This window comes from Streptomyces sp. 549, assembly GCF_030124175.1.
GTDB lineage: Bacteria > Actinomycetota > Actinomycetes > Streptomycetales > Streptomycetaceae > Streptomyces.
In genome coordinates, this window is record NZ_JASKMT010000009.1 from 149,713 (window position 1) to 170,388 (window position 20,676).

A 20,676-nucleotide genomic window follows, 5' to 3' on the forward strand; every position below is an offset into this window, starting at 1 on the left:
GTCTGCGGGGGCGGGCGTCAGTCCGCCGACTGGCGGAGCAGCTGGCTCATGGCGGCCACGACGGCCGGCTCGACCCGGTAGTACACCCAGGTGCCGCGGCGCTCGGAGGCCAGCAGCCCGGCCTCCCTGAGCTTCTTCAGGTGGTGGGAGACGGTCGGCTGGGAGACGCCGACGTCGGAGATGTCGCAGACGCACGCCTCGCCACCCTCGTGCGAGGCGACCGCGGAGAACAGCCGCAGCCGTACGGGGTCGCCGAGCGCCTTGAACATGGCGGCGGTCCGCACCGCCTCCTCGGCGGTGAGCGGGCGTTCGTTCAGCGGCGGGCAGCAGGGCTCGACCACGGCCGTCCCGCCGGACTCCAGCAGCGGCAGCACCTTCGCGTTCGACATGCATCCATGTTGACACACGTCGAATCAGCCGCGCCCCCAACGTTCGCGGCCTCCCCGCCCACCCACACTCTTTGATTCGATACATGTCTATGTTGACGCTCGTCGAAGCAGGTGCCATGCTGGGCGGCACGTCATCGACAACCGTCGAACCAGAGGAGTCGCCGTGAACACGTCCGCAGCGGACCTGCCCACCGTGGTGATCGGAGCCGGGCCCGTCGGCCTGGCCGCCGCCGCACACCTGCTGGACCGCGGCCTGGAGCCGCTGGTGCTGGAGTCGGGCCCGTCCGCCGGTACCGCCGTGCGCGAGTGGGGCCATGTGCGCCTGTTCTCGCCGTGGGCCGAGGTCGTCGACCCGGCCGCGGAGAAGTTGCTCTCCCCCACCGGCTGGTCGGCGCCGGACGGCGCCTCCTACCCGACCGGCGCCGACTGGGCCGAGCGCTACCTCCAGCCGCTGGCCGACGCGCTCGGGCCGCAGCGGGTCCGCTACGGCACCACCGTCACCGGCGTCTCGCGCCTGGGCCGGGACCGGGTGGTGGACGCCGATCGGGAGCACCAGCCGTTCACCGTGCACCTGCGCGGCGCCGACGGCACCGAGCAGCGGCTCACCGCCCGCGCGGTCCTGGACGCCTCCGGCACCTGGTACGGCCCGGCGCCGCTCGGCGCGGACGGCCTGCCGGCGCTGGGCGAGCGGGCCGCCGCCGACCGGATCTCCTACCGGGTGCCCGACCTGCGGGACCCGGCGGTACGCGCCCGCCACGCGGGCCGCACCACCGCCGTGGTCGGTTCCGGTGCTTCCGCCTTCACCGCGCTCGCCCAGCTGGCCGCCCTCGCCGAGGAGGTCCCGGACACACGGGCCGTGTGGGTGCTGCGGCGCGGTATCGGTGACGGCACCTTCGGCGGCGGCGAGGCCGACCAGCTGCCTGCGCGCGGCGCGTTGGGCCTGGCCGCCAAGGCGGCCGTGGACCGGGGCCACGCCGAGGCCGTCACCGGTTTCCGCACCGCGGTCGTGGAGCGGGACGGCGAGCGGCTGGTGCTGGTGTCGCAGGAGGGCCGCCGACTTGACCCGGTGGACGAGGCCGTGGTGCTCACCGGTCTGCGTCCCGACCTGTCCTTCCTCTCCGAGCTGCGGCTGGGCCTCGACGAGCGCCTCCAGGCGCCCACCGCGCTCGCCCCGCTGATCGACCCCAACGTGCACTCCTGCGGCACGGTCTATCCGCACGGCGTGCGGGAGCTGTCCCACCCCGAGCCGGACGTGCACCTCGTCGGCATGAAGTCCTACGGCCGCGCGCCGACGTTCCTCGCCATGACCGGCTACGAGCAGGTGCGGTCGATCGCAGCGGCGCTCGCCGGGGACCGCGAGGGCGCCGAGCGGGTGGAGCTGACGCTGCCGGAGACCGGCGTGTGCGGCGGCGCCGGACTGTTCGACGAGCCGGCTGCCGACACGGCGGGCGCCGACGCCGGATGCTGCGGCACCGCGCAGCCCGCCGAGCAGGGGCCGGCGGACGCCCGCGGCGGCTGCTGAGGACAACGGGCAGCCCGGTGCACATCGGGGCCGCGACCGGTACGGGGGACCGGTCGCGGCCCTTCGCCATGCCGCCCGCCCGGCCCGTCGGGACCCGCCCCCGAGGGCCGGACAGGCCCCCGCCTCCCCGGCGTGCGCCCTTGCTGCTGATAACGTCTACTTGCAAGCGATGTGCAATAACGTTCGGAGGGGAACACGCGCATGGCCCTTTACTCGTTGCCTGAACTCCCGTATGACTACTCCTCGCTTGAGCCGGTGATCAGCGGCGAGATCATCGAGCTGCACCACGACAAGCACCACGCGGCCTACGTGAAGGGTGCGAACGACACCCTGGAGCAGCTGGCCGAAGCTCGCGACAAGGACGCCTGGGGCGCGATCAACGGCCTGGAGAAGAGCCTGGCCTTCCATCTCTCCGGCCACATCCTGCACTCCATCTACTGGCAGAACATGACCGGTGACGGCGGCGGCGAGCCGCTGGACGCGGACGGCACGGGTGAACTGGCCGACGCCATCGCCGAGTCGTTCGGCTCCTTCGCCAAGTTCAAGGCCCAGCTGTCGAAGGCCTCCGCCACCACGCAGGGCTCCGGCTGGGGTGTGCTGGCCTACGAGCCGGTCAGCGGCCGTCTGATCGTGGAGCAGGTCTACGACCACCAGGGCAACGTCGGCCAGGGAACCGTGCCGATCCTGGTCTTCGACGCCTGGGAGCACGCCTTCTACCTGCAGTACCGCAACCAGAAGGTCGACTTCGTCGAGGCCATGTGGCGCGTCGTCAACTGGCAGGACGTGGCCAAGCGCTACACGGCCGCCAGGGAGCGCGCGAACAACCTGCTGCTCGCCCCCTGAGCAGCCCGTGAACCTCCTGCCCTCGTGATCGTCTTCTCACCGCTCACCGGGCAGGGGAGCTGAGAGGAAGGGCCCGTGCCGGGAGGACGTGACTCCCGGCACGGGCCCTTCTGCACACCCGGCCGGACCGGCCGGACCGGCCGGACCTGCGGGGTGCGGGCTCAGCCGAAGTCCGGCTCGGCGTCCCTGGTCCGCTTGATCTCGTAGAAGCCGGGGGTGGACGCCACCAGCAGCGTGCCGTCCCACAGGCGGCCGGCCGCCTCGCCGCGCGGCGCGGGCGTGACCACCGGGCCGAAGAACGCGATCTGCTCGCCGTCCGATCCGGGCACGGCGATCACCGGGGTGCCGACGTCCTGGCCGACCAGGTCGATGCCCGCGCGGTGCGAGGCCCGCAGGGCGTCGTCGAACTCCTCGCTGTCCATCGCCCCGGCCAGCGAGCCGTCCAGGCCCGCGGCCTCCAGGGCGGCCTCGATCGTCGCCCGGTCCAGCGGCTGCCCCTGCGGGTGCACCCGGGTGCCCAGCTCGGTGTAGAGCGGGCCGAGGACCTCGCTGCCGTACTTCTGCTCGGCGGCGACGCACACCCGCACCGGGCCCCAGGCGGAACGCATCAGCTCGCCGTAGTGCTCGGGGAGTTCGTCGAGCCGGTCCTCGTTCAGCACCGCGAGGCTCATCACGTGCCAGCGGACCTCGACCGGACGGACCTTCTCCACCTCCAGCATCCACCGGGACGTCATCCACGCCCACGGGCACAGGGGGTCGAACCAGAAATCGGCCGGTGTCGTGTCGGACACGGGTCCTCCTCGTGACGCAAGGGACGGGTGGGTACTCAGCGGGTAACGCCTCGCGGGGTGGCGGCATTCCCCGTACCGGGCCCGCAGGCGCCATGGCATGCTGACTCCCGGTGTTCGATATGCGAGACGAGTGACGAGGGAGTCGCGCTGTGCCCGGAGACAACCTGACCCGTGACGAAGCCAGGGAGCGAGCCCGGCTGATCGTCGTGGACGGGTACGAGGTCGTGCTCGACGTCCGCTCAGCGGTCGCCCCGCCGCCGGCCGAGGGGCCGCGCACGTTCCGCTCCACGACCACGATCCGCTTCCGCTGCTCGGCACCCGGCACGCCGGTCTTCGTCGACCTGGTGGCACCGCACGTCCACTCGGTGACGCTGAACGGCGAGTCGCTCAGCGTGGAGAAGGTGTTCGACGGAACCCGCGTGCAGCTGGAGTCCCCCGCCGCCGTCAACGAGCTGACCGTCGACGCCCGCTGCACCTACAGCCGTTCGGGTGAGGGGCTGCACCACTTCGTCGACCCCGAGGACGGCGAGACGTACCTGTACACCCAGTACGAGCCCGCCGATGCCCGCCGGGTGTTCGCCTGCTTCGAACAGCCCGACCTGAAAGCGCCGTTCGACGTGCGCGTCACCGCACCCGGCCACTGGACGGTGCTCAGCAACGGCGCCCGCGAGGGTGAGCGCGAACTGCTCGCCGACGGCAGCGGCGTGTGGCGCTTCGCGCGCACCCTGCCGATCTCCACGTACATCACCGCCGTCGTCGCGGGCCCGTACCACCACGTCGAGGACGTCTACCGGCGCACGCTCGACGACGGCAGCGAGCTGGAGATCCCGCTGGGCGCACTGTGCCGCAAGGGCCTGGCCAAGCACTTCGACCCCGAGGACGTCTTCCTCGTCACCAAGCAGGGCCTGGACTTCTTCCACGACCACTTCGACTACCCGTACCCGTTCGGCAAGTACGACCAGGCGTTCGTGCCGGAGTACAACATCGGCGCGATGGAGAACCCCGGCTGCGTCACCTTCCGCGAGGAGTTCGTCTTCCGCGGCCGGGTCACCGAGGCGTCCTACGAGGGCCGGGCCAACGTCATCCTGCACGAGATGGCGCACATGTGGTTCGGCGACCTGGTCACCATGGAGTGGTGGGACGACCTGTGGCTGAAGGAGTCCTTCGCCGACTTCATGGGCGCGCTGTCGCTGGTGGAGGCCACCCGCTTCCGCAACGGCTGGGTGACCTTCGCCAACCGGCGCAAGGCCTGGGCCTACCGCGCCGACCAGTTGCCGTCCACCCACCCGGTGACGGCCGACATCCACGACCTCGAGGACGCCAAGCTCAACTTCGACGGCATCACCTACGCCAAGGGCGCCTCGGTGCTCAAGCAGCTCGTGGCGTACGTCGGCCGGGACGCCTTCCTGGAGGGCGCCCGGCGCTACTTCAAGCGGCACGCCTTCGGCAACACCACGCTCGGCGACCTGCTGTCGGTCCTGGCGGAGACCTCCGGCCGCGACATGGCCCAGTGGTCCGCCGCCTGGCTCCAGACGGCCGGCGTGAACACCCTCACCCCCGAGTACACCTGCGGCGCCGACGGCCGCGTCACCGAGCTGGCCGTGCTGCAGGAGGCCCCCGCCACCCACCCGGTGCTGCGTCCCCACCGGGTGGCCGTCGGCCTCTACCGCCGCTCCGAGCAGGACGGGCGGCTGGTCCGGTACGCCCGCGCCGAGGTGGACGTCGCCGGGGCCCGTACGGTCGTCGACGCCCTGGCCGGGGCCGAGCGCCCCGAGCTGGTGCTGGTCAACGACGAGGACCTCACGTACTGCAAGACCCGCCTGGACGACGCGTCGCTGGCCACGCTGCGCGCGCACCTGGGCGCGCTGGACGACCCGCTGGCGCGCGCCCTGTGCTGGTCGGCGCTGTGGAACCTGACCCGCGACGGACTGATGCCGGCCCGCGACTTCCTCGCCATGCTGCTGCGCTTCGCCGACCGCGAGACCGACATCGGCGTGCTGCAGATGCTGCACGCCTGGGCGTACTCCGCGCTGGTGCACTACACCGCCGCCGAGCACCGCGACCAGGCGGCCCGCGACCTCGCCGAGGGCGCACTCGGCCAGCTGCGGCAGGCACCGCCGGGCAGCGGCCACCAGCTCGCCTGGGCGCGCTTCTTCGCCTCGGTCGCGCACTCCGGGCACGACTTCGCGCTGCTCCAGGGCCTGCTGGCCGGGTCGGAGAACGTCGAGGGGCTGAACATCGACCAGGAGCTGCGCTGGACGTTCCTGGGTACGCTCGCCGCCGAGGGCATCGCCGACGAGCAGGCCCTGGCGGCCGAACTCGCCCGGGACGACACCGCGTCCGGACGCCGCCACCATGTGCGCTGCCTGGCGGCACGGCCGTCGGCGGCGGTGAAGGCCCAGGCGTGGGCGGCGGTCGTCGAGTCCGACCGGCTGTCCAACGCCCTGGTGGAGGCGACCATCTCCGGCTTCGTCCAGGCCAACCAGCGTGAGCTGCAGGCGCCTTACACAGGCCGGTACTTCGCCGCGCTGGAACGGGTGTGGGCCGAGCGGTCCATCGAGATCGGCATGGCCGTGGTCCGCGGCTTCTTCCCCGCGCTGCAGAGCAGCCGGGAGACCCTGGACGCCGCGGACGCCTGGCTGTCGGACCACCCCGGGGCCGCGCCGTCGCTGCGGCGCCTGGTGCTGGAGGCCAGGGACGACCTCAGCCGCGCGCTGCGGGCCCAGCGCTGCGACGCGGCGGCGCACTGATCGGCATTCGAACGTCCGTACTTTAGGACGAGCTTGTCCGGTTTTGTCGACGAACGCGTAACAGCGGTTAGGAGGAGGGCCTGGTGCGGGAATCTGCGGATCATGACTCACAACACCCCGCTCTCCCCCCGCCCCCTGAGCCACCTCCGTGACGCCCCGCGACAGGTGGCGACCCTGCGGTCCCTGCGCTCCCGGGGCGTGACCGCCGGCACCGTCCAGGAGCGCTGCCGTCCCGGCGGCCCCTGGCAGCTGCTGCTGCCCGGGGTCTGCCTGCTGCACCCCGGGCCGGCCACCAGCGAGGAGCGGTTGCACGCCGTCCTGCTGTGGGCGGACCGCGGGCCGGTGCCCGCCCAGGGCGGCCCCGGCATGATCACCGGGATGGCGGCGCTGGCGCTGCACGGTCTCACCTCCGCACCCGGCCTGCGGGCGCTGGAGCACATCGACCTGCTCGTGCCGCGCACCCGCCGGCTGCGGTCCACCGGGTGGGTCAGGGTGGTGCGCGGCCAGGCTCTGCCGCACGCGGAGCAGGTCACCGGACTGCCGGTGGCGCCGGTGGCCCGGGCGCTGGCCGACGCCGTCGCCCGGATCACCGACGAGGTGCTGGTGCGCCGGCTCCTCACCGAGGCCGTCCGCGGCGGCCACTGCGAGGCACAGGCCGTGGTGGAGGAGCTGCGGCGGGCCCGGCTGCTGTCCCGGCCGCAGGTCGCGGACGTGGTCGGCACGCTCACCGCCGAGGGGCGCGCCACGGCCGAGGGGCGGCTCTACGACCTGGTCCGCTCCCACCACCTGCCGCAGCCGTGCTGGCACGTCGACCTGCGGCTGCCGGCCGGCCCGCACCTGGGCGGCGTGGACGCGTACTGGCCCGAGCACGGCGTGGCGCTGGAGCTGGACTGGCGCGACACGGAGCCCGCTCCGGCGGACGCCGACGCCCACTGGGCGGAGTGCGCACGCAAGCGGGAGACGCTGGAGCGCCTGGGTGTCACCGTGCTGCATGTGACGCCGGAGAAGTTGCGGAACAACCCCGAGCAGCAGGCGGCCGTGCTGCGCACCGCGCTGGTGACGTGGGACGAGCGCGACCCGGCCGCCCACCTGGTGGTCCTGCCGCAGTAACGTTGCGCTTCCATGCAGTAACGTTGCGTCATGGTCGCTGTCCACGGCCCGAGCGGGCGAAGCAGGCCGGCTCGGGGGCGGGCTACGGACGGGGCAGCAGCAGCTCGGTGTTGCGGTCGCCGGGGGCGCCGGCGAGTGTGGTGCGGGCACCGGGCGCGTTGAAGGCCAACTCGCGGTAGAGCGAGGCCAGTCCGGTCTGCGAGAGGTCACCGAAGTCGGTGCGGGCGGGCGCGGCGGACTCCACCAGCGTGGTGAACAGCGACAGCGTGCCGTCGTGGTTGTCGGTGACCTCCACGACCCGGGCGAGCTGCGGGAAGTCGATGTGGGAGGCGGTGGAGACCTCCCAGAACGTGCCGTGCGGGGTGATCCGGTTGCGGTGGCTGTGGCCGTTGATCCAGGCCACCACCTGCGGGTGCCGGCACAGCAGGGCCACCAGCGCCTCGCCGCCCTCGGGCGTGCTGCCGCTGGTGTGGTGGCTGAACACCAGCACCCGGTCGTCCCGGTGCTTCTTCAACTCCTTCTCAAGCCAGCGCAGTTGTGCCGCACCGATGGCACCCTTGTAGTGGCCGCCGCGGCGGGTGGTGTCCAGGCTGATGCCGACCACCTCGTCGCTGATCCGGAAGGTGTAGTAGAGCCGGTCCTCGGCGACGTTGGCCTGGGTGTAGCCGTGGCCGAGCGGCCCGGGGCCCTCGTGGGCGGGATCGAGGTGCGCCCGCAGGTAGTCGGCCCGGGACAGCGGCGCGCGGGACGCGTCGGGGGTGACCGTCCTGGCCTTCGCCGCGTGGCGGCGCAGCATCGCGGTGAACGCCTCGGCCCTGGGGTCGCGGCCCTCCTTCACCGCCTTCCACAGCGCGGCGCCCTCGGACTGCGGCAACTCCATGAGCTTGCGGTCGCCGACGGCGATCTCCGCCAGCCGCCCGTCGACCGCCGCGTAGCAACCGCCGGGCAGGGCGTCGTGGTTGCCGACGGTGGAGTACCACGGCACGTGCAGGCCGGGGCTGTTGACCTGGCGGGTGGCGGCGGCGAGGAAGCCGTCCAGCTGCGGGAAGCCGAGTTTCTTGTCGGCGTCGCGCAGCGGGGCGTCCGGGTGCCAGTACAGCGGCAGCCCGCTGTCCTGGACGCCCTCGTAGCGGGCGGGGTCGCCGGTGCCGGGGGTGAGGCGTCCGCCGCTCATCGCGGTGAGGAACCAGTCGAGTTCGGCCAGGCAGTTGTTGTCGGTGTTGTCGCCGGTGGTCATCACGAAGCCGATGGGCGCGCCGGTGGCGGGGCCGCCGCGCAGCGCGTTGACCCGTTCGACGAGCGAGACGGTGCCGTGCGCCGACAGCGTCTCCTGCGGGCGCCAGGCGCTGTTGGTCTGCGCCCGCAGGTACTCGTAGCGCAGCGGGTGCTGCACGTCGACCACGTGCAGGTCGGTGAACTGGACGAACGAGGCGAGCACCGTGCGCCGGTCCGCCCGGCGGGAGTCGGCTGCCGCCAGTTCGGTGCGCAGTACCCGCGGCCAGCCGGGGCCCTCGGTGAGCCGGCGGTAGCCGGCGGGCGCGCCCGCCGGGGTGCTCGCCGCGGTGAGCGTGGTGCCCGCGGCGACCGGTGCCGCGTGCGGGCCGGTGGCGCGCTGCGGGCTACCGGTGGCGGCGCGGGCGACCGGACCCTGGGCGGTGGCCGAGCTGCTGCCGGGACCGAGCAGGTGCGCCAGGCCCCCGGTGGCGGCCGCAGCGCCCGCTGCGGCGAGCACCGCCCTGCGGGTGCGGACCGGGATCTGGGAGGCGGCACGGGTGGCGGCGGGTACAGGGGCGGGCTGACGACTGCGGGCCATGTGGGTGGTCTCCCCGAGTGCGAACGCGGCGCCTGGCTCGGGGAGCGGGCCGCTCCCCACCGGAATCCTTGGCAGCGGCGGTGACCTGCGGCTGAACGACACAGAAACGCCGCGCTGCCATCACCCCGATGGCCGCAGCCGGCTTCGCAACCGCCACGCATCCCTCCCCGCCGCGTGCCGTCGCGCTCATCCGCCGTTCATCTTCCGGGGAAGCCGGGCCCGGCACCGGCGGCGTGGAAGGATGGCGGGACCGCTGGAATACCGGATGAGGGAGACACACAGGTGCCTGGGACGAATCTGACCCGCGACGAGGCCCAGGAGCGGGCACGGCTGCTCACGGTGGACTCGTACGAGATCGAGCTGGACCTCTCGGGTGCGCAGGAGGGCGGCACGTTCCGTTCCGTGACGCGGGTGCGCTTCTCCGCGGCGGAGGCCGCGGGCACGTTCATCGACCTGGTGGCGCCCTCGGTGCTCACCGTGGAGCTGAACGGCGAGCGGCTGGACCCGGCCGAGGTGTTCGCCGACTCCCGGATCGCCCTGCCGTCCGTGGTGAAGGGCGCGAACGAGCTGACGGTGACGGCGGACTGCGCGTACACCAACACCGGTGAGGGGCTGCACCGCTTCGTCGACCCGGTCGACGAGCAGGCCTATCTGTACACCCAGTTCGAGGTGCCGGACGCGCGCCGGGTGTTCGCCTCGTTCGAGCAGCCGGACCTGAAGGCGACGTTCCGGTTCACCGTGACCGCACCGGCCGGCTGGACGGTCGTCTCCAACTCCCCGACGCCGGCGCCCGCCGAGGGCTCGAACGTGTGGGAGTTCGCGCCGACGCCGCGCATCTCCACGTACATCACCGCGCTGGTCGCCGGCCCGTACCACAGCGTGCACAGCACCTGGGAGGGCAACGGGCGCAGTGTGCCGCTGGGTATCTACTGCCGCCCGTCACTGGCCGAGCACCTGGACGCGGACGCGATCTTCGACGTGACCCGGCAGGGCTTCGACTGGTTCGAGGAGAAGTTCGACCACCCGTACCCGTTCGAGAAGTACGACCAGCTGTTCGTGCCGGAGTTCAACGCGGGCGCGATGGAGAACGCCGGCGCGGTCACCATCCGCGACCAGTACGTCTTCCGCTCGAAGGTGACGGACGCGGCGTACGAGACCCGGGCCGAGACGATCCTGCACGAGCTGGCCCACATGTGGTTCGGCGACCTCGTCACCATGGAGTGGTGGAACGACCTGTGGCTGAACGAGTCGTTCGCCACCTACACCTCGATCGCCTGCCAGGCGCACGCCCCGGGCAGCCGGTGGCCGCACGCCTGGACCAGCTTCGCCAACCAGATGAAGACCTGGGCCTACCGGCAGGACCAGCTGCCCTCGACCCACCCGATCATGGCGGACATCAACGACCTGGACGACGTCCTGGTCAACTTCGACGGCATCACCTACGCCAAGGGCGCCTCGGTGCTCAAGCAGCTGGTGGCGTACGTCGGCCAGGACGAGTTCTTCCGCGGTGTGCAGGCCTACTTCAAGCGCCACGCGTGGGGCAACACCCGCCTGACCGACCTGCTGACGGCCCTGGAGGAGACCTCGGGCCGGGACCTGAAGGCGTGGTCGAAGGCGTGGCTGGAGACGGCCGGCATCAACGTGCTGCGTCCGGAGATCACCACCGGCCCGGACGGGGTGATCACCGGCTTCGCCGTGCTCCAGGAGGCGCCCGCGCTGCCGTCCGGCGCCCGCGGCGAGCCGACGCTGCGCCCGCACCGCGTCGCCGTCGGCCTGTACGGCCTCAAGGACGGCCGCCTGGTCCGCGAGGACCGGATCGAGTTGGACATCGACGGGGCCCGCACCGAGGTGCCCGAGCTAACCGGCCGGGCGCGCCCGGCCGTGGTGCTGCTCAACGACGACGACCTTTCCTACGCCAAGGTGCGGCTGGACGCGGAGTCGCTGGACACCGTCACCCGGCACCTGGGCGACTTCACCGAGTCGCTGCCGCGCGCCCTGTGCTGGGCGTCGGCCTGGGACATGACGCGGGACGGCGAACTGGCCACCCGCGACTACCTGGCGCTGGTGCTGTCCGGCATCGGCAAGGAGTCCGACATCGGCGTGGTGCAGTCCCTGCACCGGCAGGTGAAGCTCGCCCTGGACCTGTACGCGGCGCCGGAGTGGCGGGAGCAGGGGCTGGCCACCTGGACGGACGCCGCCCTGGAGCAGCTGCGGGCGGCGGCCCCCGGCAGCGACCACCAGCTGGCCTGGGCACGGGCGTTCGCCGCGACGGCCCGCACGCCCGAGCAGCTGGACCTGCTCGCCGGGCTGCTGGAGGGCACCGCGACCGTCGAGGGGCTGACGGTCGACACCGAGCTGCGCTGGGCGCTGCTGGTGCGGCTGGCCGCCACCGGCCGGGCCGACGAGAAGGCCATCGCCGCGGAACTGGCCCGCGACGCCACCTCCGCCGGTGAGCGGCACGCCGCGACGGCCCGCGCGGCCCGGCCGACCGCCGAGGCCAAGGCCGAGGCGTGGGCGCAGGTCGTGGAGTCGGACTCACTGCCCAACGCGGTGCAGGAAGCGGTGATCGGCGGCTTCGTGCAGACCGACCAGCGCGACCTGCTCGCGCCCTACACCGCGCGCTACTTCGCCGTGCTCAAGGACGTCTGGGCGGCCCGCAGCCACGAGATGGCCCAGCAGATCGCCGTGGGCCTGTACCCGTCGCTCCAGGTGTCGCAGGAGACGCTGGACGCCACCGACGCGTGGCTGCGGGACACCTCCGACGTCAGCGCGGGCCTGCGCCGCCTGGTGACGGAGTCCCGCGCGGGTGTGGAGCGCGCACTGCGCGCGCGGGCGGCCGACGCCGCAGCCGCCGGCTGACCCGGCCGCCGGGCGCGCCCGGCACCCGGCGCCCCGGCGCCGGCAGCGGCCCCGTCACCGGCCGTCCGCCCTCCGCGGACGCGCCGGCGGCGGGGCCGCTGCGATTCCGGGCGCGGTCCCGGGGCGCGAGCCCGGGCCTGCCCGGGCCCGGGCAGGCAGGGTTCTGGCAGACGGGGTCCTTGCCGGCCCGGCCCTGGCAGACGGGGGCGGACATGGCGAAGGGCGCCCTGGGCACGGGGGCCCGGGCGCCTCGCGGTCCGCCGTGGCCGGCGCGGAGCCGGCCGGCGGATCAGCTGCCGGTCTTGCGGGACTTGTCGCCGATCATGACCAGCCCGGCGATCACCACGAACAGGGCGATCGGGGCGATCACGTACAGGCCCAGCGTCTGGGCGACACTCAGGCCGGGGCCCGGATCGTCGCCGTCGTCGCGGATGAGGGCGAAGGCGGGGGACGTCATCATCAGCGTCATGGCCGTACCGACGGCGATGACTCCGGCTCGCACTGCGTTCTTCTTGACCACGGGCACCAAATTAGCGAACGTCCTGACGGGCCGCGCGTCCGGGGTCGCCTTGCGGCCCGGCCAGCCCCTCGCGGACGGCTGCCAGCAGCGCGGCGAGCCGCGGGGAGGAGGCCAGCTCCTCCAGCGTCACCGGACGCCCGGAACCGTCCGCCACGGGCAGCCGCCAGTTGGGGTACTCCCGCCAGGTGCCGGGCACGTTCTGCGGCCTGCGGTCGCCCACGCCGTCGGGCAGCCACACGCCGACCATGCGGGCCGGGGTGCGGGTGAGGAACCGGTAGGCGGCCCTGACCTCGGCCTCCTCGTCGCGGGGGCCCTCCGGGGGCAGCAGGCCGTCCCGGCGGAACAGGGCCAGCCACTCGGCCGTCTCGGCGGCGTCGGCGGCCCGCTCGGCGTCCACCTCGCCGTCGAGCAGGCCCAGGCGGTGCCGCAGCTCCACGTGGTCGCCGCTGATCCGGGCGGCGGTGCTGGGCAGGTCGTGGGTCGTGGCGGTGGCCAGGCAGCCCTCACGCCACTGCCGCGGCGCGAGCGGTGCACCGCTGCCGGGTGAGCCGGCGGTGCCCCAGTCGCGTTCGAACCACAGCACGGAGGTGCCCAGGACGCCGCGGTCGGCCAGTTCCTCCCGGACGCCGGGTTCGACCGTGCCCAGGTCCTCGCCGATCACCGGGGTGCCCGCCCGGCACGCCTCAAGGGCGAGCGAGCCGAGCATCGCCTCGGCGTCGTAGCGCACGTAGGTGCCCTCGGTGGGCGGGCGCCCCTCGGGCACCCACCACTGCCGGAACTGGCCCATCACGTGGTCGATGCGCAGCGCGCCGGTGTGCCGCAGCAGCGCGCGCAGCAGTTCGCGGTACGGCAGGTAGCCGGACTCGGCGAGCGCGTCGGGCCGCCACGGCGGCAGCCCCCAGTCCTGCCCGGCCGCGTTGAACGCGTCCGGCGGTGCGCCGATGGACATGCCGGTGGCCAGCGCGTCCTGGAGCGCCCACGCGTCGGAGCCGCTGGGGTGCACGCCCAGCGCCAGGTCGTGCACGAGGCCGAGCGGCATGCCCGCCTCGCGTGCGGTCCGCTGGGCGTCCGCGAGTTGTGCGTCGGTCAGCCAGGCGAGGCGGCGGTGGAACTCCACCTGCCCGGCGTGCTGCGCGCGGGCGCGGGCGGTGCGGGCCGAGCGCGGGTCGTCCAGGCCGGAGGGCCACCGCCGCCAGTCGGGGCCGTGCAGCTCGGCCAGCACGCACCACAGGGCGTGGTCGTCGAGCGGGGTGCCCTGCCGGGCGGCGAAGGCGTCGTACTCGGCCTGCCGGCCGGGACTGAGCTGCACGGCGTGCAGCAGTTCCAGCGCGCGGCGCTTGAGCTGCCAGACGGCGTCCCGGTCGATGTGGGCGTGTCCGCGCAGCACGTCCTCGCGCAGCGCGGCGGCGGAGGACAGCAGCTCGGCGGCCTGCTCGCGGGCCGCTCCCGTGAGGTAGGCGAACTCCGGTACCTGCTCGATCCGCAGGTGCACCGGGTCGGTGAAGCGGCGGGAGGAGGGCCGGTAGGGGGACGGGTCGGTGGCCTCACCGGACGGCGCGGGGGCGGCCGTGTGCAGCGGGTTGAGCTGGACGAAGCCGGCGCCCCCGGTGCGGCCCGCCCAGGCGGCGAGGTCGGCGAGGTCGCCCAGGTCGCCCATACCCCAGGAGCGCTGCGACAGCACCGAGTACAGCTGCACCAGCAGGCCGAAGCAGCGGCCTGCTGGCGCCGGGAAGCGGTCCGGCACCACGAGCAGCGTGGCGTGGGCGGAGCGGCCGTCGGGGGTGAACGCCTGCAGGGTGTGGGCGCCGGCGGGCAGGCCGGGGCCGAGGTCGCGGTGGTCGCCGCGGTCGGTGGTGACCCGCAGCGCGGTGCCCTCGGGCAGGCCCGGCAGGTCGGGTGGGCGGCTGTCGCGCTGGACGACGGTGGCCGGGAGCAGCCGGGCGGACGGGCCGTCGGCCGCGGCGAGGGACGCGCGTAACGCCGCCGGGGTGGAGGCGTCGACGCCGAGCGCGCCGAGGACCGAGACGACCGTCTCCTCCGGCACCGGCACGTGCCGGCCCGGGGAGGGTTCGTAGGAGGTGGAGACACCGTGAGCCGCGGCGAGCCGCGCCAGGCGACTCATCAGATCTCCGAGGACTCCGTGCCGAAGCCGGTACCTGTCGGCTCGCTGGTCAGCGGAAGCTGTGCGGCGATGGGCGACTCGCTGGTGAGCGGTGCCACGTCGGCGAGGGGAGGCTCACTGGTCAGCGGCGCCTCGAAGCAGCCGCAGGAGAAGGAGCCGTCAAGACCCGAGTCGGGACCGGAGAGGCCGGCCAGGATCTGTTTGGACGGGTCGCCGTCCTCGGCTCGGCCGACTTGCTGGGGCAGGGGGGTGAGGGCGGACATGAGCAGCTCTGCGGACGCGGCCACGGGCGGCCTCCGTTCCTGGAAGAGGGCTGAGACAGGTGATGCCATACCCATTGCACGCTTCTCCATCCGTGTTCGCCACCAGAACGTGAGCCAGCTCACGGAGGCGATTGCACCGGCGAATCGTCGGCCGGGGCGGGGTCGGGACGCCAGTGACTGCGGTGAAGGACGATTCGTACACCAGTTTTTTGCGTTCCGGCAGGACCCCGCGAGGGCCTCCGCGAGGCGCCCAGGGCGGGGCCGGGCGGGACGTACCGCGCATATCGCCCCCGCGCGTTGACACCCCGGGACACCGGTGGTGTGGTCGTGCCCGACGTGTGGGGCGTGCGGGCGGCCCCGGGGGCTCCCGGCGGCGGCACGAGGGCGGCGACCGGTTCGCTCTCGGCCGGGCGGGCGGGCGTCCGGTCCGACCGGGCGCCCCGAGGACTACCAGGGAGGGACCGGGTGGGCGCAGTGGCGCACAGCGGACGGCGGGCCGGGGCGACAGCCCTGGTCGCGGCCGTGGTCGGTGGTCTGCTCGGCGGGGCGCCGGTGGCGCAGGCGGCGCCGCAGCCCGACGGGACCTCCCCCGCGGCGACCCGCGACGACCGGGACGCCGATGCGGCGCTGCCCGCGGTCTGGCCCCGCCCGCAGTCGATGCAGCGTGGCGGTGCGGCCGTGCGGGTGACGCCGGAGGCGGTGCTCGTCGCCGAGCGCGGCACCGACGCCGACGCCCTGGTGGCGCTGCGCTCGGCCCTGCACGAGGCCGGGGTACGCACCATCACCGAGGTGCGGCCCGGCGCGGACCTGCCCGAGGGGGCGCTGGTGGTGTCCGCGGGCGCGGGCCGGGCGGACCACGCCGAGCGCGCGCTGCGGGCGCTGCGCGCCCCGGAGCGCACCGACCTGCCGCCGGGCGGCTACCGGCTCGCGGTGGGCCGCGTGGACGGGCCCGACGGGCGCGGGCGCGACACCGTGGCGCTGTCCGGGACGGACGGCGCCGGCCTCTTCCACGCCGCCCAGACGCTGCGGCAGCTGGCCGCGGACGGCCGGCTGCCCGGCGTGGTAGTGCGGGACTGGCCGACGGCCGCGGTGCGCGGCACCACCGAGGGCTTCTTCGGCGAGCCGTGGACGCACCGCCAGCGCCTGGACCTGATCGACTTCCTGGGGCGCACCAAGCAGAACCGCTACCTCTACGCGCCCGGTGACGACCCCTACCGGCAGACGCGCTGGCGGGACCCGTACCCGGCCGGGCAGCGGACCGCGTTCCGCGAGCTGGCCGAGCGGGCCCGCGCCAACCACGTGGTGCTGGGCTGGGCGGTGTCCCCCGGCCAGTCGTTCTGCTTCTCCGACCCGAAGGACCGGCGGGACCTGCTGCGCAAGCTCGACGCGATGCGGGCGCTGGGCGTGGGTGCCTTCCAGCTGCGCTTCGACGACGTCAGCTACACCGAGTGGCACTGCCGCGCGGACGTCGCGGAGTACGGCCGCGGGCCCCAGGCGGCGGCCACCGCGCAGGCGGAGCTGGCGGGCGCGGTGGCCGCGCATCTCGCCCGCCGGCCGGGGTCGGCGCCGCTGTCGGTGCTGCCCACGGAGTTCTACCAGGAGGGCGAGACGGAGTACCGCACGGCGCTCGCCGCGAAGCTGGACCGGCGGGTGGACGTGGCCTGGACCGGGGTCGGCGTGGTGCCGCGGACCATCACCGGGCGCGAGCTGGCCCGGGCCACCGAGGCGTTCGGGCACCGGCTGGTCACCCAGGACAACTACCCGGTGAACGACTTCGCCGACGACCGGGTCTTCCTCGGCCCGTACACCGGCCGGGAGCCGGCGGTCGCGGCCGGCTCGGCCGCGGTGCTGACCAACGCGATGGAGCAGCCCACCGCGTCCCGCATCCCGCTGTTCACCGCGGCGGACTTCGCCTGGAACCCGCGCGGCTACCGGCCCGACGCCTCCTGGCAGGCCGCGATCGACGACCTCGCCGGGCCCGACCCGCAGGCCCGGACCGCGCTGTCGGTGTTCGCCCGCAACGGCGCGTCCTCGGTGCTCGACGACCGGGAGTCGGCGTACCTGCGGCCGGTCATCGCCGAGTTCTGGGCGGCCCGCGATTCCGGTGACACCAAGCGGCTCACGGCGGCGGCGAACGACCTGCGCAAGGCGTTCCGGCAGTTGCGGGACGCGCCCGAGGGACTGGAGAAGGTCGCCGGGGGCGCCCTGGCCGCCGAGGTGGACCCGTGGGTGCGGCAGCTGGCGCGGCTGGGCGAGGCCGGCGAGCACGCGCTGGACATGCTGCTGGCCCAGCGCCGCGGCGACGGCTCCGCCGCCTGGCAGGCCCGGCTGGAACTCCAGCGCCTGGACGAGGACGCCGGACGCAGCACGGTGACGGTCGGCAAGGGGGTGCTGCCGCAGTTCCTGAAGCGGTCGGCGAAGGCCGCCGACGCGTGGTCGGGCCTGGCCGCGGACAAGGACCGGCGCGAGGACACCGAGCGCACCGAGGCCACCGGCGGCCCGGCGGCCGAGCGCGGCGCCCCGGCGTCGGCCGCCACCGACGGCGACCCTGCGACGGCCTACCGGGCGCGCCGCGCACCCGGCGACGACGGCGCGGCCCACGCGATGACGGTCCGGCTGCCGCAGGCCAGGGAACTGGAGGCGGTGACCGTGCAGACCGGCCCCGGCTCGCGCACCCGCGCCTCGGTGCAGGTGCGGGTCGCGGGCGGCGGCTGGCGCACGGTCGGCGAACTGGCCGAGGGCGGCTGGACGCAGCTGCGCACGGACGGCGTACGGGCCGACGCGGTCCGGCTGAGCTGGCTGCCGGACTCGGCGGCGCCGGTCGTGCACGAGGTGACGCCCTGGTACGCGGACACGCCGGGCACCGCGATGGAACTGGACCGCACCGAGCGGGACGTGGTCATCGACGGGTCCACCCGCGCGGAGGTGCGGCTCACCGCCCACCGCACCGAGGACGTGCCGGGCCGGCTCACCGTGCGCGCCCCGGAGGGCTTCACCGTGCGCGCGCCACGCCGGGTGACGGTGCCGCGCGGCGCCCAGGCGACCGCGCGGGTGGAGATCACCGCGGGTCCCGACGTGGCGCCCGGCAGCCACCGGGTGCCGATCGTGTTCACGTCCTCGGACGGCGACCGGCACGAGCAGACCCTGCTGGTGCGTGCGGCCCCGGCGACCACCGACCGGGACGTGGCCCGTGGTGCCCGCGCCGAGTCCTCGGGGGAGGAGACGCCGGACTTCCCGGCGTCCGCGGTGACCGACGGCGACCCGGAGACGCGCTGGTCGTCGACGGAACGCGACGACGCCTGGGTGCAGGTGGAGCTGGACCGCCCGGCCGAGGTGGGTGCGGTGGCGCTGCACTGGCAGGAGGCGCACGCCGCGCGCTACCGGGTGCAGGTCTCCGGCGACGGCAGGCGCTGGCGTACCGCCGCGGTGGTCGGCGAGAGCAGCGGCGGGCGGGAGACGGTCCGCCTCGACGCGCCCGGCGACACCCGGTTCGTCCGGGTGCAGGGCGAGCGGCGGGCGACCCGGTTCGGCTACTCGCTCTGGTCGGTGGAGGTCTTCCCCGTCGCCGCCCCGGCCGACCGGGACGGCGACGACGCCGGGGACGACGAGGCGGACGGAGCCGGCCGGGAAGCGCGCGACGGCCGCGGACAGGCCGACGGCGCGACGGCGCCGCAGGACGGCCGCAACGCGGGCCCGGGCGGGCCGAACGCGGACCGGGATGGGGACGCGCCGGAGTACCCGGTGCTGCCCTACGACCGGGCACGCCCGGACGGCGCCACTCCCTGAGCACCCCGGTCCGGCGAAACCGTGCCGACGTCCCAGCGGGCCCACCGGGCCCGCTGGTCGCGACCGCAGGGACGTCCGTACGGCGTGCACCGGGCAGAAAAAAAACGACCTCAGGCAGGCGTCCTGCCGTTGATCCTGGCGAGCCTGACCAAGTCGTCATCCGCCCCGTACGGCTGCAGGTAGGGCAGCCAGCGCGGATCTCGATGGCCCGTGCCGATGATGCGCCAGGCGAGCCCGGAGGGCGGCGCGGGCTTGTGCCGCAGCCGCCAGCCGAGTTCGGTGATGTGCCGGTCGGCCTTGACGTGGTTGCAGCGGCGGCAGGCTGCCACCACGTTCTCCCACGCGTGCGGGCCTCCGCGGCTGCGCGGGATGACGTGGTCCACGCTGGTGGCCGTCTGCCCGCAGTAGGCGCAGCGACCGCCGTCCCTGGCGAACAGCGCCCGCCTGGTGAGCGGGACGGGGCCGCGGTAGGGGACTCGGACGAAGCGTTTGAGCCGGACCACGCTGGGTGCGGCCATGACGCGGGTCGCGCTGTGCATCAGGGCGCCGGATTCCTCGAGGCTGACTGCCTTGTCGTTGAGGAGGAGAATGAGCGCGCGGCGAAGCGGTACGACGCCGAGCGGCTCGTACGACGCATTGAGGACCAGGACATGCGGCACGGTGCCTCCTTGTACGTCTGCGGCGCGTGGCTCGCGCCGGGACGATCTCCTTCAGTGTGTCCCGGGCCCCGCCCGCCGCGCCACCACGATCGCGTAACGCGCTTCGCGTGTTTTCGGCCACACCCGCGCTATCCGCGCCAGCTCAGGGCCGGACTGACCGTCACCCGGCCGTGGTGAGGGCCTGTCCGCCATTAGTGTGTGGGCCGTGGACGCCGTGGACGACGCGCACCAGCGGGCAGGCGACGCCGCCGGATGGGTGCAGAACAACTGGGAGAGCTGGCTCGCCGCCGGGCTCCGCATGCTGCTCATCGTGGTGATCGCGCTGGTGCTGCGCTCGGTCGTCCGCCGGACCATCAGCAGACTCATCTCCCGCATGAACCGCTCGGCCGAGGCCGTCTCCGCCACCGGACCGCTGGGCGGACTGCTGGTCAACGCCGAACGGCGCAAGCAGCGCACGGAGGCCCTGGGGTCGGTGCTGCGCAGTGTTGCCTCCTTCCTCATCCTCGGTACCGCGGCGCTGACCGTGCTGTCCGTGCTGAACATCAACCTGGGCCCGCTGCTCGCCAGCGCGGGTGTCGCGGGTGTGGCGATCGGCTTCGGCGCCAGGAACCTGGTGATGGACGTCCTGACGGGGATGTTCATCCTGCTGGAGGACCAGTACGGCGTCGGGGACCGGATCGACGCCGGTCCGGCGACCGGCACGGTGCTGGAGATCGGGCTGCGGGTGACCAAGATGCGCGGCGACGAGGGCGAGATCTGGTACGTGCGCAACGGCGAGATCCGGCGGGTGGGCAACCTCAGCCAGGGCTGGGCGACGGCAGCGGTGGACGTGCGGGTCGGCGCCGACGAGGACCTGGAGAAGGTCCGCGAGACGCTGGCCGCGGCCGGCGCGGACATGGCGCGGTCCTCCCCGTGGGACGAGCAGCTGTGGGAGCCGGTCGAGGTGCTCGGCCTGGACGAGGTGACCATGGAGACGATGGTCGTGCGCGTCGCGGTGAAGACGATGCCGGGCGCGGCGAAGCCCGCCGAGCGGGAGCTGCGCTGGCGCATCAAGAGCGCGCTGGACGCCCAGGGCATCCGCCTCGTCGACAACGACACCGCCACTGCCACTGCCGGTGCCGACGGCGACGTGAAGCTGACGAAGTCGGCGCCCGCCTGACGCTGTGCCTTGCATTGACGTGCGGTGTTGCGGGGTCTACTGTCACCCACCAGCAACAGGAAAGCTTCCTAACAGTAGCCGAGGATGAGT

14 protein-coding genes are annotated in these 20,676 nt (G+C 74.0%); 7 read left to right on the forward strand and 7 right to left on the reverse strand.

Annotated elements, in window-relative coordinates; translation table 11 throughout:
• Positions 1–17: 17 nt before the first annotated feature.
• Positions 18–389: an ArsR/SmtB family transcription factor gene (locus QNO07_RS13490; RefSeq protein WP_283992130.1), complete on the reverse strand. Its 372-nt coding sequence runs from the start codon at positions 387–389 to the stop codon at positions 18–20.
• A gap of 163 nt (positions 390–552) precedes the next feature.
• Here QNO07_RS13490 and QNO07_RS13495 point away from each other — a divergent pair, with 163 nt between their 5' ends.
• Positions 553–1,911: an FAD-dependent oxidoreductase gene (locus tag QNO07_RS13495; RefSeq protein WP_283992131.1), complete on the forward strand. Its 1,359-nt coding sequence runs from the start codon at positions 553–555 to the stop codon at positions 1,909–1,911.
• Positions 1,912–2,112: 201 nt separating this feature from the next.
• Positions 2,113–2,754 (forward strand): superoxide dismutase, encoded by a 642-nt coding sequence (locus QNO07_RS13500; RefSeq protein WP_283992132.1) that lies wholly within the window; start codon positions 2,113–2,115, stop codon positions 2,752–2,754.
• Between the two features lie 161 nt (positions 2,755–2,915).
• Here QNO07_RS13500 and QNO07_RS13505 read toward each other — a convergent pair whose 3' ends face one another.
• Positions 2,916–3,545, reverse strand: coding sequence for a mycothiol-dependent nitroreductase Rv2466c family protein (locus tag QNO07_RS13505; RefSeq protein WP_283992134.1), 630 nt, complete (start codon positions 3,543–3,545; stop codon positions 2,916–2,918).
• 149 nt (positions 3,546–3,694) lie between these two features.
• Here QNO07_RS13505 and pepN (QNO07_RS13510) point away from each other — a divergent pair, with 149 nt between their 5' ends.
• Together pepN (QNO07_RS13510) and QNO07_RS13515 are read left to right on the forward strand one after the other, a co-directional pair.
• Entirely contained in the window at positions 3,695–6,295 is a 2,601-nt protein-coding gene (gene pepN / locus QNO07_RS13510; protein ID WP_283992136.1) for an aminopeptidase N, read from the forward strand.
• A 102-nt stretch (positions 6,296–6,397) separates the two neighbouring features.
• Positions 6,398–7,405, forward strand: a complete 1,008-nt coding sequence (locus tag QNO07_RS13515; protein WP_283992137.1) for a putative endonuclease domain-containing protein — start codon at positions 6,398–6,400, stop codon at positions 7,403–7,405.
• Between the two features lie 82 nt (positions 7,406–7,487).
• On the opposite strand, the gene QNO07_RS13520 is transcribed toward QNO07_RS13515, so the two are convergent.
• Positions 7,488–9,218, reverse strand: coding sequence for a TIGR03767 family metallophosphoesterase (locus QNO07_RS13520; protein WP_283992138.1), 1,731 nt, complete (start codon positions 9,216–9,218; stop codon positions 7,488–7,490).
• Positions 9,219–9,500: 282 nt separating this feature from the next.
• On the opposite strand from QNO07_RS13520, the gene pepN (QNO07_RS13525) reads away from it, so the two are divergent.
• The gene (gene pepN, locus QNO07_RS13525) at positions 9,501–12,077 is read left to right on the forward strand and encodes an aminopeptidase N (RefSeq protein WP_283992139.1); all 2,577 of its coding nucleotides are present in this window, start codon (positions 9,501–9,503) and stop codon (positions 12,075–12,077) included.
• Between the two features lie 289 nt (positions 12,078–12,366).
• Here pepN (QNO07_RS13525) and QNO07_RS13530 read toward each other — a convergent pair whose 3' ends face one another.
• From QNO07_RS13530 to QNO07_RS13540, 3 genes are all read right to left on the reverse strand, one after another.
• Positions 12,367–12,546 carry a hypothetical protein gene (locus tag QNO07_RS13530; RefSeq protein ID WP_502961838.1) on the reverse strand — a complete coding sequence of 60 codons (180 nt, stop codon included), beginning with the start codon at positions 12,544–12,546 and terminating at the stop codon, positions 12,367–12,369.
• Between the two features lie 61 nt (positions 12,547–12,607).
• A complete protein-coding gene (gene malQ, locus QNO07_RS13535; RefSeq protein WP_283992141.1) occupies positions 12,608–14,719 on the reverse strand; it encodes a 4-alpha-glucanotransferase in 2,112 nt (703 codons plus the stop codon).
• Entirely contained in the window at positions 14,719–15,006 is a 288-nt protein-coding gene (locus tag QNO07_RS13540) for a hypothetical protein (RefSeq protein ID WP_283992142.1), read from the reverse strand. The genes malQ and QNO07_RS13540 overlap by 1 nt, the downstream gene beginning before the upstream one ends.
• Positions 15,007–15,447: 441 nt before the next feature.
• Here QNO07_RS13540 and QNO07_RS13545 point away from each other — a divergent pair, with 441 nt between their 5' ends.
• Positions 15,448–18,768 carry a beta-N-acetylglucosaminidase domain-containing protein gene (locus tag QNO07_RS13545; protein WP_502961835.1) on the forward strand — a complete coding sequence of 1,107 codons (3,321 nt, stop codon included), beginning with the start codon at positions 15,448–15,450 and terminating at the stop codon, positions 18,766–18,768.
• A 110-nt stretch (positions 18,769–18,878) separates the two neighbouring features.
• Here the strand turns inward: QNO07_RS13545 and QNO07_RS13550 are convergent, their stop codons facing one another.
• Positions 18,879–19,427 carry an HNH endonuclease gene (locus tag QNO07_RS13550; RefSeq protein WP_283992143.1) on the reverse strand — a complete coding sequence of 183 codons (549 nt, stop codon included), beginning with the start codon at positions 19,425–19,427 and terminating at the stop codon, positions 18,879–18,881.
• A gap of 205 nt (positions 19,428–19,632) precedes the next feature.
• On the opposite strand from QNO07_RS13550, the gene QNO07_RS13555 reads away from it, so the two are divergent.
• Positions 19,633–20,586 (forward strand): mechanosensitive ion channel family protein, encoded by a 954-nt coding sequence (locus QNO07_RS13555; RefSeq protein WP_502961836.1) that lies wholly within the window; start codon positions 19,633–19,635, stop codon positions 20,584–20,586.
• Positions 20,587–20,676: the final 90 nt, after the last annotated feature.